Source organism: Priestia abyssalis (assembly GCF_002019595.1).
In the GTDB taxonomy this organism is placed as follows: Bacteria; Bacillota; Bacilli; order Bacillales; family Bacillaceae_H; genus Bacillus_BA; species Bacillus_BA abyssalis.
On sequence record NZ_KV917369.1, the window covers coordinates 5,567,770 to 5,582,104 of the forward strand.

Consider the following 14,335-nt stretch of genomic DNA (forward strand, 5'->3'; position numbering starts at 1 on the left):
CTCTTCTTTTTTTATGATTTTGATTGCTATGAAAATAAAAATGAATTAGCGTTCCCTAAAGTGATTTGGTAAAATAAAGAAGAGAATCAATTCGATAAATTTCACTTTTGGGGGACTAGCATTGAACGTGCCAGTGAATAAGCTGCAAGAGGGATATAGACTGTTAGAGGATGTCATTGTAAACCAAGATCAAGTAATTATCCGTAAAAATAACTTGTTAACTAACGAACTAATTCGGGTTTTACAAGCCTATTTGATAAAGGATGTTAAGGTAGAAAAACATGATGTGCATGTCGAGCAAAGCCTGGGTACATCTGGAAAACATTATCTAGATGAGAGTGGAAAATTGTCTTTTATTTCCCGTTACTTAGAAATAATTAAAGAATATAAGGAAATGTATCTCAGTTGGAAAAGAGGATCTGCTATTCAAATTAGTAAAATTAGAGAATTGCTGCCTCCTTTATTAGAGCATATTGATGGAAATGAACATCAAATTTTTTTGCTTCATCACTTTAGCACAAAGGAAGAATATATGTATCAGCACCCGGTGGCAGTGAGTTTAATTGCTAATTTGATAGGCAGACAAATTGGGCTGTCAAAAGGAGAGTGTATCCAGCTATCTATAGCCGGTTTTTTAATTGATTGCGGCATGTGTAAAATTAATCCGAGCATTATTTTAAAGAAGGGAGCGCTGCTTCCTGATGAATATGAAGTGATAAAAAAACATCCCGTCTATAGTTATGAGATGACTAAAAACATTTCCACATTAAACCACGAAAGTAAGTTAGCCATTTTACAACACCATGAACGTTTAGATGGAAGCGGATACCCATTTAAGATCGATCAAACTAAAATTCACCCTTTTAGTCAAATTCTCGCTGTGGCGGATGTTTATCATGCTATGACTTCAGAGCGGATATATAGAAAAAAACAATCCCCTTTTAAGGTATTAGAAGAAATGATGCAGGACAGCTTTGGGAAGTTTGATATACAATACATAGATACCTTGGTTCGATCTATTAGTAACTTTTCAATTGGAACGAAGGTAAGGTTGACTAATAACAAGAAAGGTGAAATTGTTTTTATTAATCCGCAAAACCCAATAAGACCGTTAATTAGAATGGATGAGGATCACGAATTTATTAATTTATTGCAACACGTAGATTTGCATATTGATGAGGTGATATAAAAACCATGCAGAGGCATGGTTTTTATATATTCTTAAAAAAGATGTTGCATTTTCTTAATAGCACTGATATTATATTAAAAGTCAGCAGCGAAACTTTTAATCTCCTATAACGGGGGATAAAAAATGTTGACATACAAGATGAATGGTGTTAATATTAAAGGGTCGCTTTGAGATAAAAAGTTCTTTGAAAACTGAACAAAACAAAAAACGTCAACGTTAATTCTATTTTATTATGAGCAAGTCAAACATTTCTTCGGAGAGTTTGATCCTGGCTCAGGACGAACGCTGGCGGCGTGCCTAATACATGCAAGTCGAGCGGACAGATGGGAGCTTGCTCCCTGAAGTCAGCGGCGGACGGGTGAGTAACACGTGGGCAACCTGCCTGTAAGACTGGGATAACTTCGGGAAACCGGAGCTAATACCGGATAACACCGAGGACCACATGGTCCTTGGTTGAAAGATGGCTTCGGCTATCACTTACAGATGGGCCCGCGGCGCATTAGCTAGTTGGTGAGGTAACGGCTCACCAAGGCAACGATGCGTAGCCGACCTGAGAGGGTGATCGGCCACACTGGGACTGAGACACGGCCCAGACTCCTACGGGAGGCAGCAGTAGGGAATCTTCCGCAATGGACGAAAGTCTGACGGAGCAACGCCGCGTGAGCGATGAAGGCCTTCGGGTCGTAAAGCTCTGTTGTTAGGGAAGAACAAGTACCAGAGTAACTGCTGGTACCTTGACGGTACCTAACCAGAAAGCCACGGCTAACTACGTGCCAGCAGCCGCGGTAATACGTAGGTGGCAAGCGTTGTCCGGAATTATTGGGCGTAAAGCGCGCGCAGGCGGTTCCTTAAGTCTGATGTGAAAGCCCACGGCTCAACCGTGGAGGGTCATTGGAAACTGGGGAACTTGAGTGCAGAAGAGGAAAGCGGAATTCCACGTGTAGCGGTGAAATGCGTAGAGATGTGGAGGAACACCAGTGGCGAAGGCGGCTTTCTGGTCTGTAACTGACGCTGAGGCGCGAAAGCGTGGGGAGCAAACAGGATTAGATACCCTGGTAGTCCACGCCGTAAACGATGAGTGCTAAGTGTTAGGGGGTTTCCGCCCCTTAGTGCTGCAGCTAACGCATTAAGCACTCCGCCTGGGGAGTACGGCCGCAAGGCTGAAACTCAAAGGAATTGACGGGGGCCCGCACAAGCGGTGGAGCATGTGGTTTAATTCGAAGCAACGCGAAGAACCTTACCAGGTCTTGACATCCTCTGACAACTCTAGAGATAGAGCGTTCCCCTTCGGGGGACAGAGTGACAGGTGGTGCATGGTTGTCGTCAGCTCGTGTCGTGAGATGTTGGGTTAAGTCCCGCAACGAGCGCAACCCTTGATCTTAGTTGCCAGCATTTAGTTGGGCACTCTAAGGTGACTGCCGGTGACAAACCGGAGGAAGGTGGGGATGACGTCAAATCATCATGCCCCTTATGACCTGGGCTACACACGTGCTACAATGGACGGTACAAAGAGTCGCAAGACCGCGAGGTGGAGCTAATCTCATAAAACCGTTCTCAGTTCGGATTGCAGGCTGCAACTCGCCTGCATGAAGCCGGAATCGCTAGTAATCGCGGATCAGCATGCCGCGGTGAATACGTTCCCGGGCCTTGTACACACCGCCCGTCACACCACGAGAGTTTGCAACACCCGAAGTCGGTGAGGTAACCGTAAGGAGCCAGCCGCCTAAGGTGGGGTAGATGATTGGGGTGAAGTCGTAACAAGGTAGCCGTATCGGAAGGTGCGGCTGGATCACCTCCTTTCTAAGGATTTTTACAAGAGTCGTTGACGAAACGTTTTGTTCAGTTTTGAGAGTTCATTCTCTCAAAATAGAGATGAATAACTTATCTTATCTTGCATAAGATATTTTTTATCTCTTGCTATGTTTGTTCCTTGAAAACTAGATAACAGTAATAGCTGAGGAAAGTGAAAACTTTTCTAAACATAAATCCTTTGTCAATGAACAAAGGGAAAAGAGAAGCGAGAAGTTCGAGGCGGCGAAGTTTCGAGCAGCACAGCGTATTTATATACGTGAGCAGCGCAGAAACGAAGCCAACGAAGAAATTCGACGCTAATCTTTTACCGCAAGGTTAAGTTAGAAAGGGCGCACGGTGGATGCCTTGGCACTAGGAGCCGATGAAGGACGGGACTAACACCGATATGCTTCGGGGAGCTGTAAGTGAGCTTTGATCCGGAGATTTCCGAATGGGGAAACCCACTGTTCGTAATGGAACAGTATCTTTATCTGAATACATAGGATATTGATGGCAGACCCGGGGAACTGAAACATCTAAGTACCCGGAGGAAGAGAAAGCAATTGCGATTTCCTGAGTAGCGGCGAGCGAAACGGAATTAGCCCAAACCAAGAGGCTTGCCTCTTGGGGTTGTAGGACACTCTATACGGAGTTACAAAGGAACGGAGTAGACGAAGAGGTCTGGAAAGGCCCGTCAAAGAAGGTAACAACCCTGTAGTTGAAACTTCGTTCCCTCTTGAGTGGATCCTGAGTACGGCGGGACACGTGAAATCCCGTCGGAAGCTGGGAGGACCATCTCCCAAGGCTAAATACTCCCTAGTGACCGATAGTGAACCAGTACCGTGAGGGAAAGGTGAAAAGCACCCCGGAAGGGGAGTGAAAGAGAACCTGAAACCGTGTGCCTACAAGTAGTCAGAGCCCGTTAACGGGTGATGGCGTGCCTTTTGTAGAATGAACCGGCGAGTTACGATCCCATGCAAGGTTAAGTTGAAGAGACGGAGCCGCAGCGAAAGCGAGTCTGAATAGGGCGAATGAGTATGTGGTCGTAGACCCGAAACCAGGTGATCTACCCATGTCCAGGGTGAAGTCCAGGTAACACTGGATGGAGGCCCGAACCCACGCACGTTGAAAAGTGCGGGGATGAGGTGTGGGTAGCGGAGAAATTCCAATCGAACTTGGAGATAGCTGGTTCTCTCCGAAATAGCTTTAGGGCTAGCCTCAAGATAAGAGTCTCGGAGGTAGAGCACTGATTGGACTAGGGGCCCCCAACGGGTTACCGAATTCAGTCAAACTCCGAATGCCGATGACTTATTCTTGGGAGTCAGACTGCGAGTGATAAGATCCGTAGTCAAGAGGGAAACAGCCCAGACCACCAGCTAAGGTCCCAAAGTATACGTTAAGTGGAAAAGGATGTGGAGTTGCTTAGACAACCAGGATGTTGGCTTAGAAGCAGCCACCATTTAAAGAGTGCGTAATAGCTCACTGGTCGAGTGACTCTGCGCCGAAAATGTACCGGGGCTAAACGTATCACCGAAGCTGTGGATTGACATCTGCGATGTCAGTGGTAGGAGAGCGTTCTAAGGGCGGTGAAGCTAGACCGTAAGGACTGGTGGAGCGCTTAGAAGTGAGAATGCCGGTATGAGTAGCGAAAGACAAGTGAGAATCTTGTCCACCGTATGCCTAAGGTTTCCTGAGGAAGGCTCGTCCGCTCAGGGTTAGTCGGGACCTAAGCCGAGGCCGAAAGGCGTAGGCGATGGATAACAGGTTGATATTCCTGTACTACCTCCCCACCGTTTGAGCAATGGGGGGACGCAGAAGGATAGGGTAAGCGCGCTGTTGGATATGCGCGTCCAAGCAGTAAGGCTGGTGAATAGGCAAATCCGTTCACCGTAAGGCTGAGCTGTGATGGCGAGGGAAATAGAGTACCGAAGTTCCTGATTTCACGCTGCCAAGAAAAGCCTCTAGCGAGGTGGGAGGTACCCGTACCGCAAACCGACACAGGTAGGCGAGGAGAGAATCCTAAGGTGTTCGAGAGAACTCTCGTTAAGGAACTCGGCAAAATGACCCCGTAACTTCGGGAGAAGGGGTGCTCTGATAGGGTGCAAGCCCGAGAGAGCCGCAGTGAATAGGCCCAGGCGACTGTTTAGCAAAAACACAGGTCTCTGCGAAGCCGTAAGGCGAAGTATAGGGGCTGACACCTGCCCGGTGCTGGAAGGTTAAGGGGAGAGGTTAGCGCAAGCGAAGCTTTGAACCGAAGCCCCAGTAAACGGCGGCCGTAACTATAACGGTCCTAAGGTAGCGAAATTCCTTGTCGGGTAAGTTCCGACCCGCACGAAAGGTGTAACGATCTGGGCACTGTCTCAACGAGAGACTCGGTGAAATTATAGTACCTGTGAAGATGCAGGTTACCCGCGACAGGACGGAAAGACCCCGTGGAGCTTTACTGTAGCCTGATATTGAATTTTGGTACAGCTTGTACAGGATAGGTAGGAGCCTTGGAAGCCGGAGCGCTAGCTTCGGTGGAGGCGTCGGTGGGATACTACCCTGGCTGTATTGAAATTCTAACCCGCACCCCTCATCGGGGTGGGAGACAGTGTCAGGTGGGCAGTTTGACTGGGGCGGTCGCCTCCTAAAATGTAACGGAGGCGCCCAAAGGTTCCCTCAGAATGGTTGGAAATCATTCGTAGAGTGTAAAGGCACAAGGGAGCTTGACTGCGAGACCTACAAGTCGAGCAGGGACGAAAGTCGGGCTTAGTGATCCGGTGGTTCCGCATGGAAGGGCCATCGCTCAACGGATAAAAGCTACCCCGGGGATAACAGGCTTATCTCCCCCAAGAGTCCACATCGACGGGGAGGTTTGGCACCTCGATGTCGGCTCATCGCATCCTGGGGCTGTAGTCGGTCCCAAGGGTTGGGCTGTTCGCCCATTAAAGCGGTACGCGAGCTGGGTTCAGAACGTCGTGAGACAGTTCGGTCCCTATCCGTCGCGGGCGCAGGAAATTTGAGAGGAGCTGTCCTTAGTACGAGAGGACCGGGATGGACGCACCGCTGGTGTACCAGTTGTCTTGCCAAAGGCATCGCTGGGTAGCTATGTGCGGACGGGATAAGTGCTGAAAGCATCTAAGCATGAAGCCCCCCTCAAGATGAGATTTCCCATAGCGTCAAGCTAGTAAGATCCCTGAAAGATGATCAGGTTGATAGGTCAGAGATGGAAGCGTGGCGACATGTGGAGTTGACTGATACTAATCGATCGAGGACTTAACCTAAAGAAAAGCGAAGGCGACTGTTCAATCTTGAGAGACGTTGGAGCTTCTGAACGGGAAACCGCTTTTTGGTTTCATGGGCAGAAGTGAAACGGCCGAAAGATTAGGAACCGTAGCTGGACAATGAAGAAAAGTAAAGCAATACTCAGCAGCTCGTTATCTAGTTTTGAAGGAATAACCTTCATATAGTCTGGTGATGATGGCGAAGAGGTCACACCCGTTCCCATGCCGAACACGGAAGTTAAGCTCTTCAGCGCCGATGGTAGTTGGGGGTTTCCCCCTGTGAGAGTAGGACGTTGCCAGGCATTTAATATAAAAAAAGCTAGTCATTTGACTAGCTTTTTTTGTATTGTAGAAAATCGTAAAGAAGAAAGGGGATTTTTTCTGAGGAAACAGATAAAAATTTAGAGATGAATGAGAAATCGTTAGAAGAATAAGTGTGAAGTAACTCATACCACCATTCTGTTTCATAGCGGGAAATCATGCTTAAATTATATAAAAGAAGATAATGACTGAGTATTTCGGGAAAGTAGTCGCTTTTTTCTCTTTGTAGTGGAAAAAAAAACTCTTTATCGTAAAAGTTGAACATTAAAGGGGAACAGTAATTAAGATTAATTCTTTCATCCAGTTGAAAAATTAAGTGCTTGTTTTCTGTCTGCTTATATTGAAAAGGCAGTTTTGTTTTTTCCAGTAAGTATGTACAAAATCGTTCTGTATTTACATGATAGTGTTCTAAAATGGAAATCGGAAATTGAAATATATTCTCTTTTTTTGTGCTTATTTGTACACATGTATGATGCTTTTTACATTCTTCAAATAAAGAGGATAGTTCTGGAATAAGACTTAACAAGTGGAACATAGAGTATTTGCTCCCCTCAATTTGTTCCACATGAAACATAACACGGCTAATATGCGAGAATAGACCATACTTTTGGATTTTAACTTCATCATCTAAAAAATCATAGCTTTGTTTTTTTCTTTTACGTGTTGATACTCCGTGAGCCAGGACAGAGGTACTGTGAGGATAATCAAAATCAACCGTTAATAAGCACGCTTTTAACAACTGGGTCATTCCGTAAAATAAAAGCATGGGCTTAATGGCTAAAGGAGCATGATGTGCAACATTATAATAATTTTGGCTATGTTCCAAATAATATATAAATGGGTAGCAGTTTTCATAACTTTTTTTCTCTGCCTCTTTTAAACCATGGGATTCATAACAGGAATATAGATATTTTTGTGAATAAGGAGCGGAATAAAAAATAGAAAAAGAATCCTTTATATTAGGGATATTAAACAATTGTAAACACCTCTTTAATTTTTAGAATTATCGAAATTATTTATGGTTATTGACATATGGATACCTCAATTGTTAATCTACTAATAATATTTTGTCGCCTAGAGGAGGATTATATGATGTGGGAAACTAAATTTACAAAAGAAGGTTTAACGTTTGATGATGTATTATTAATCCCTGCTAAATCAGAAGTATTACCAAAGGATGTTAATTTAAGTGTTACTTTAACTGAGACTTTAAAATTAAATGTACCGTTAATTAGTGCAGGTATGGATACTGTAACCGAAGCAGATATGGCTATTTCGATGGCTAGACAAGGTGGGCTAGGTATCATTCACAAAAATATGTCTATCGAGCAGCAGGCAGAACAAGTAGATAAAGTAAAACGTTCAGAAAGCGGTGTTATTACAGATCCTTTCTTTTTGACCCCCGAACATCAGGTTTTTGATGCAGAACATTTAATGGGAAAATACCGTATTTCAGGTGTACCAATTGTAAACAATGAGACAGAACAAAAGTTAGTTGGTATTTTAACCAATCGCGATTTGCGTTTCGTTCAAGATTATTCAATCCTTATCTCAGATGTGATGACAAAAGAAAATCTCGTTACAGCACCTGTTGGAACGACATTAGATGAAGCTGAAAAAATCCTTCAGAAACACAAAATTGAAAAACTGCCTTTAGTCGACAACCAAGGCGTGTTAAAAGGTCTCATTACGATTAAAGACATTGAAAAGGTTATTGAGTTTCCTAATTCAGCAAAAGATAAGCAAGGACGCCTTTTGGTAGGAGCTGCTGTAGGTGTAACAAAAGATACAATGATTAGAACGGAAAAGCTGGTAAACGCCGGGGTAGATGTGATTGTCATCGATACAGCCCATGGCCATTCTCAAGGTGTATTAGATGCAGTTCGCAGTATACGTGAACAATATCCTGAGTTAAACATTATTGCGGGAAATGTCGCAACAGCGGAAGGTACAAAGGCTTTAATTGAAGCCGGTGCTAATATTGTTAAAGTAGGTATCGGGCCTGGTTCTATTTGTACAACTCGGGTTGTAGCTGGAGTCGGTGTTCCTCAAATTACTGCCATTTATGATTGTGCAACGGAAGCAAGAAAACATGGTGTGCCAATTATTGCAGATGGCGGTATTAAATATTCAGGCGACATCGTAAAAGCATTAGCTGCAGGAGGCCATGTTGTTATGTTAGGGAGCTTGCTTGCAGGAACCACGGAAAGCCCGGGAGAGACGGAAATCTTCCAAGGTAGACGATTTAAAGTATACCGTGGAATGGGATCTGTCAGTGCGATGGAGCAAGGAAGTAAAGACCGTTACTTCCAAGAGGATAGCAAGAAATTCGTTCCGGAAGGAATTGAAGGGCGCGTACCTTATAAAGGTCCATTAGCAGACACCCTCTATCAATTGATTGGCGGACTTAAGTCAGGAATGGGTTATTGCGGTACAGGCAATCTTGAAGAACTTCGTGAGAAAGCTCAATTTATTCGAATGACTGGTGCAGGTTTACGGGAAAGCCATCCTCACGATATCCAAATTACAAAAGAAGCTCCTAACTATTCAATGAGCTAATTATTTACATTAAAAACATCCCTTAAGCTGTTTAAAATAGGTTTAAGGGATGTTTTTTTATTTATTGTATCTATATCGCCACATAAAGTAACGGTACTTCTTCATCTATTTTTTTAGATGTCGATATGGTAAAATAGCATCTATGTGAGTCTAAATATGGAGGGTTTAGTAGTGAAGAATCAGTTACGTAAACTTTTGATCTTCAGTGTCCTGTCGGCTGTTTTATTTGTGAGTTTGTTCACGCATATACCACAGGTAGAGGCTGAAGAAAACTTTTTAAACATTGAATCGGATGCAGCTATGTTGGTAGAGGCAAAAACAGGGAAAATCATTTTTGAGAAAAATGCTGATACGGTTTTAGGTATTGCTAGTATGACAAAAATGATGACAGAGTATTTGTTGCTAGAAGCAATCGATGAGAAAAGAGTTAGCTGGGATCAGGAATATACAGTTAGTGATTATGTATATAAAATTTCCCAAGATCGAAGCTTATCAAACGTTCCGCTATTAAAGGATGGAACATACAATGTAAAAGAACTTTATGAAGCAATGGCTATTTATTCAGCAAATGGAGCGACTATTGCTATTTCTGAAATTTTAGCGGGTTCTGAAAGTAATTTTGTCAAAATGATGAATAAAAAAGCAGAAGAGTTAGGGCTGGAGGACTATAAGTTTGTTAACTCTACTGGTTTGACGAATACGTTGTTGAAAGGAATGCATCCTAGCGGAACAGGTGCTAATGATGAGAACGTATTGTCAGCACGAGCAACCGCTCGATTAGCCTACCATTTAATTAATGACTATCCTGAAGTACTGGAAGAAGCCAAAATACCTAAAAAGGTATTTAGAGAAGGAACAGAGCATGAAATTCAAATGGACAATTGGAACTGGATGCTGCCAGGCCTCGTATTCGGCTATGAAGGAGTAGATGGTTTAAAAACAGGCCATACAGATTTTGCAGGGTATTGCTTTACGGGAACGGCTGAGAGAGATGGTGTTCGTTACATCACTGTGGTTATGAATGCAAAATCAAATGGTGTTAAATCATTTAAAGCACGCTTCGAAGAAACAAGAAAGTTACTAGACTATGCTTTTAGTAATTATAGAATGGAAGAGGTTCTCCCAGCTCATCACACATTTAAAGATCAATCTACAGTCCCAGTTGTGAAAGGGAAAGAAAAGGAAGTAAAGGTTTATACAGAAAAACCTTTAGAAGTACTAATGAAACGTGGAGAACAAAAGAAATACAGCCCTTATGTAGAGCTAACTAAAAAATCATTAAATGAAGATGGCAAGCTTACAGCTCCCGTTAAGGAAGGTCAGCAAGTCGGTACCGTTGGCGTTAAATATAAAGGGGACGATCAGCTGGGCTTTTTGACGAAAGAAGGGGCAAAAGCCGCTACAGTCAATCTTGTAACAAAAGAAGAGATTGAAAAGGCAAACTGGTTTATTTTATCGATACGTAGTGTAGGTGGTTTTTTCGGTGATATTTGGACAAGTGCCGCTAAAACTGTAAAAGGCTGGTTTTAAGCTCTCTATTCAATAGAGAGCTTTTTTTGAAGTGAAATAAGCTGATGGAACTAGAGATTAGAAAGCTTGATAAATGATAAAAAAATCAATGTCAGTGTAAAACTATACAATATGGATAATATTAAAAGAGAGTTCAATAAAGAGGTATTATTTTTTATAGGATTTATTCAGAAAATAGGGTAAAATAAGAAAATGAAAACCCAATAGAGTAAGGGTTTCATTTTGTGTAATACACATCAATGGGGGGAGTACAAGATGAATACAGGTACTGATCGTGTTAAACGTGGAATGGCAGAAATGCAAAAAGGCGGCGTTATTATGGACGTTGTCAATGCTGAACAAGCAAAAATTGCAGAGGAAGCAGGAGCAGTAGCCGTTATGGCCCTAGAGCGTGTTCCGGCAGATATCCGTGCAGCTGGCGGAGTTGCACGAATGGCGGATCCTACAATTGTAGAAGAAGTAATGGGTGCAGTCTCCATTCCAGTAATGGCAAAAGCACGTATTGGTCATATCGTAGAAGCGCGTGTATTAGAGGCGCTTGGCGTTGATTATATCGATGAAAGTGAAGTATTAACACCTGCAGATGAAGAGTACCATCTTAATAAAAGTGCATTTACTGTTCCGTTTGTTTGCGGATGCCGTGACTTAGGAGAAGCTGCTCGCCGGATTGGAGAAGGAGCATCAATGCTTCGTACAAAAGGTGAGCCTGGAACAGGTAACATCGTAGAAGCAGTACGTCATATGCGCAAAGTCAATGCTCAGGTGCGTAAATTAGTACATATGAGCGAAGATGAAATTATGACAGAAGCAAAATTGTTAGGTGCTCCATATGAAATTTTACTTCAAATTAAACGTGAAGGACGTTTGCCGGTTGTGAATTTCGCTGCAGGCGGAGTAGCGACACCTGCAGATGCAGCTTTAATGATGCAATTAGGTGCTGATGGTGTATTTGTAGGTTCTGGTATCTTCAAATCAGACAACCCGGCTAAATTTGCCCGTGCTATTGTAGAAGCAACTACTCACTATGAAGACTATCAGTTAATTGCAAGCCTTTCTAAAGATCTTGGAGCAGCAATGAAAGGAATCGAAATTTCAACATTACTTCCAGAAAACCGCATGCAAGAGCGCGGTTGGTAATTGAAAGGAATTTACTTATGGTAAAGGTTGGAGTACTTGGTCTTCAAGGTGCTGTTCGTGAACATATTAGAGCTGTAGAGGCTTCTGGAGCAGAGGCTCTTGTTATTAAAAAGGTGGAACAGCTTGAAGAAGTGGACGGGCTGGTTCTTCCAGGTGGAGAGAGCACTACTATGCGTCGCCTTATTGATAAATATGGGTTTATGGAGCCTTTGCGTGAATTTGCACAGAGCGGAAAGCCTCTATTTGGAACTTGCGCAGGATTAATCCTATTGTCGAAGGAAATTGCGGGATATGAAGAGCCTCATATTGGAGTTATGGATATCAAGGTGGAGCGTAATTCATTCGGGCGCCAACGGGAAAGTTTTGAAGCGAAACTTAGCATTCAAGGAGTAGCAGAAGACTTTATCGGCGTATTTATCCGTGCACCTCACATCGTGAGTGTAGGAGATGAAGTAGAGGTTCTATCAGAGCATAATGGACGTATTGTGGCAGCAAGACAAGGTCAATTTTTGGGCTGCTCATTCCATCCGGAATTAACAGAGGATCATCGCCTAGCTCAATACTTTGTGAACATGGTGAAAGAATCCAAAGAATAAAGCCATTGCATGTTGTAAAGACTTATAGTAAATTATGTATTATTAAAATATAAGTAAAAATGATGAGAGGAAGCAGTAACAAGATTTCTTTCCTTTAGAGAGTCGATGGCCGGTGAAAATCGATGGTAAGAGCTTGTGAATCCATCCTTGAGTGAATTGCTGAATAACAGCTATAGCAGTTTAGTAAGCAATTTCGGTATAAAACCGTTATCTATTTGAGTTGGAAAATAATCGTAGATTGTTTTCAATTAGGGTGGCAACGCGGGTAAACTCTCGTCCCTATCTTTATAGGGATGAGGGTTTTTTTATTTGTCCCAATACATAACATATTTTAAGGAGGCTTATTATGCTTGATTTAAAATTTTTGAGAGCCAATTTTAATGAAGTGAAAGAGAAAATGAAATTCCGAGGGGAAGATTTAAGTGATTTAGATCAGTTTGAAGATCTCGATCAAAAGAGAAGAGAACTACTCGTACAAACAGAAGAGTTAAAAAGTAAACGCAATGAAGTGTCCCAACAAGTGGCTATGCTGAAAAGAGAAAAAAAGGACGCAGATCATCTTATCACTGAGATGAGAGAGGTAGGAGATCGCATTAAATCATTGGATGAAGAGCTTCGCACCGTAGAAGAGAATTTGGAACGCTTGCTTCTTTCTATTCCCAACATTCCTCATGAGAGTGTCCCTGTTGGGGAGACAGAAGATGACAATGTAGAAGTTCGTCAATGGGGAGAAGCCCGTAAGTTTGAGTTTGAACCAAAGCCACATTGGGATATTGCAACTGAACTTGATATTTTAGACTTTGAGCGTGCCGGAAAAGTAACAGGGAGCCGCTTTGTATTTTATAAAGGAGCAGGTGCTAGACTAGAGCGTGCGCTAATTAACTTTATGTTGGACCTTCATATTGATGAACATGGATATGAGGAAGTATTACCTCCTTACATGGTAAATCGTACAAGTATGACAGGTACTGGACAGCTTCCAAAGTTTGAAGAAGATGCATTTCGAATCGAATCAGAGGATTATTTTTTAATTCCGACAGCAGAAGTGCCTGTTACTAACCTATACCGCGATGAAATTCTAAATGGAAATCAACTTCCGATTGCTTATGCGGCTTATAGCGCTTGTTTCCGCTCAGAGGCCGGATCAGCAGGACGTGATACAAGGGGGCTTATCCGCCAACATCAGTTTAACAAAGTAGAGTTAGTTCGTTTTGTTAAACCAGAAGATTCTTACGATGAGTTGGAAAAGTTAACGAGTCATGCTGAAAAAGTGTTGCAGCTTTTAGGGTTGCCTTATCGAGTTATGAGCATGTGCACAGGTGATTTAGGATTTACAGCAGCTAAAAAGTATGATATTGAAGTTTGGATTCCAAGTTATGAGACATATCGTGAGATTTCTTCTTGTTCAAATTTTGAAGGCTTCCAAGCTCGTCGTGCTAATATTCGCTTTAGAAGAGAGGCGAACGCAAAACCAGAGCATGTTCACACATTAAATGGGTCAGGTTTAGCTATTGGAAGAACAGTAGCTGCTATTTTAGAGAATTATCAGCAGGAAGATGGATCTATATTGATTCCGGAAGTTCTTCGTCCATATATGGGGAATAAAGAAGTAATCAAATGAATTAAAAGTTAATTTTGGCGTCCTAAAATAGACTGATGGGTCAGCATCATCATTTTAAATTTAAAAGATGATGCTGACTTTAACATAGCCTGAAATTTTTAAAAGAAGAATTGACATATCTTTTTTTCTTTGATATATTTATACTCGTCGATACGGAGGAATACCCAAGTCCGGCTGAAGGGATCGGTCTTGAAAACCGACAGGGGTGTAACAGCCCGCGGGGGTTCGAATCCCTCTTCCTCCGCCATAATAATGACATTAATTAACCTAGCGCAGATAAAATTGGAGATTGGGAAGTCGCTGCTGAAAAGCAGCGATTTTTCAT

Annotated in this window: 7 protein-coding genes, 1 tRNA gene, 3 rRNA genes and 1 other annotated feature; of the genes, 10 read left to right on the top strand and 1 reads right to left on the bottom strand. The window is 42.7% G+C overall.

The genetic code is table 11. The annotated features are described in order from the left end of the window. The first annotated feature begins 127 nt into the window (after positions 1-127). The 4 genes from BK575_RS26650 to rrf all read left to right on the top strand — a co-directional run bounded on the left by BK575_RS26650 (position 128) and on the right by rrf (position 6,548). A complete protein-coding gene (locus tag BK575_RS26650) occupies positions 128-1,189 on the top strand; it encodes an HD-GYP domain-containing protein (protein WP_235867521.1) in 1,062 nt (353 codons plus the stop codon). 250 nt (positions 1,190-1,439) lie between these two features. Then, positions 1,440-2,989 (top strand): 16S ribosomal RNA (locus BK575_RS26655). Between the two features lie 325 nt (positions 2,990-3,314). Continuing rightward, positions 3,315-6,246 (top strand): 23S ribosomal RNA (locus BK575_RS26660). A 186-nt stretch (positions 6,247-6,432) separates the two neighbouring features. Next, positions 6,433-6,548, top strand: a 5S ribosomal RNA gene (gene rrf, locus BK575_RS26665). Together the 16S, 23S and 5S rRNA genes form the textbook arrangement of a ribosomal RNA operon. A 29-nt stretch (positions 6,549-6,577) precedes the next feature. Here the strand turns inward: rrf and BK575_RS26670 are convergent. Then, positions 6,578-7,543: a YaaC family protein gene (locus BK575_RS26670; RefSeq protein WP_078414528.1), complete on the bottom strand. Its 966-nt coding sequence runs from the start codon at positions 7,541-7,543 to the stop codon at positions 6,578-6,580. A gap of 116 nt (positions 7,544-7,659) precedes the next feature. Here BK575_RS26670 and guaB point away from each other — a divergent pair, with 116 nt between their 5' ends. The 6 genes from guaB to BK575_RS26700 all read left to right on the top strand — a co-directional run bounded on the left by guaB (position 7,660) and on the right by BK575_RS26700 (position 14,257). After that, positions 7,660-9,126 carry an IMP dehydrogenase gene (gene guaB, locus BK575_RS26675; RefSeq protein WP_078414529.1) on the top strand — a complete coding sequence of 489 codons (1,467 nt, stop codon included), beginning with the start codon at positions 7,660-7,662 and terminating at the stop codon, positions 9,124-9,126. 156 nt (positions 9,127-9,282) lie between these two features. Continuing rightward, the gene (locus tag BK575_RS26680) at positions 9,283-10,656 is read left to right on the top strand and encodes a serine hydrolase (protein ID WP_078414530.1); all 1,374 of its coding nucleotides are present in this window, start codon (positions 9,283-9,285) and stop codon (positions 10,654-10,656) included. A gap of 255 nt (positions 10,657-10,911) precedes the next feature. Continuing rightward, a complete protein-coding gene (gene pdxS / locus BK575_RS26685; protein ID WP_028397449.1) occupies positions 10,912-11,793 on the top strand; it encodes a pyridoxal 5'-phosphate synthase lyase subunit PdxS in 882 nt (293 codons plus the stop codon). Positions 11,794-11,810: 17 nt separating this feature from the next. After that, positions 11,811-12,389, top strand: coding sequence for a pyridoxal 5'-phosphate synthase glutaminase subunit PdxT (pdxT, locus tag BK575_RS26690; protein WP_078414531.1), 579 nt, complete (start codon positions 11,811-11,813; stop codon positions 12,387-12,389). Between the two features lie 53 nt (positions 12,390-12,442). Then, positions 12,443-12,673 (top strand) — a binding site (T-box leader). Positions 12,674-12,735: 62 nt separating this feature from the next. Next, on the top strand, positions 12,736-14,010 hold the full coding sequence (serS, locus tag BK575_RS26695) for a serine--tRNA ligase (protein WP_078414532.1): 1,275 nt from the start codon (positions 12,736-12,738) through the stop codon (positions 14,008-14,010). A 154-nt stretch (positions 14,011-14,164) separates the two neighbouring features. Beyond that, positions 14,165-14,257 (top strand) — tRNA-Ser (locus tag BK575_RS26700). Positions 14,258-14,335 lie beyond the last annotated feature (78 nt).

Excerpts from the sequence above, each read along its gene's own strand:
- guaB (WP_078414529.1), top strand. The coding sequence starts at position 7,660 with ATGTGGGAAACTAAATTTACAAAAGAAGGTTTAACGTTTGATGATGTA.
- BK575_RS26680 (WP_078414530.1), top strand. The coding sequence starts at position 9,283 with ATGGAGGGTTTAGTAGTGAAGAATCAGTTACGTAAACTTTTGATCTTC.
- pdxS (WP_028397449.1), top strand. The coding sequence starts at position 10,912 with ATGAATACAGGTACTGATCGTGTTAAACGTGGAATGGCAGAAATGCAA.
- pdxT (WP_078414531.1), top strand. The coding sequence starts at position 11,811 with ATGGTAAAGGTTGGAGTACTTGGTCTTCAAGGTGCTGTTCGTGAACAT.
- serS (WP_078414532.1), top strand. The coding sequence starts at position 12,736 with ATGCTTGATTTAAAATTTTTGAGAGCCAATTTTAATGAAGTGAAAGAG.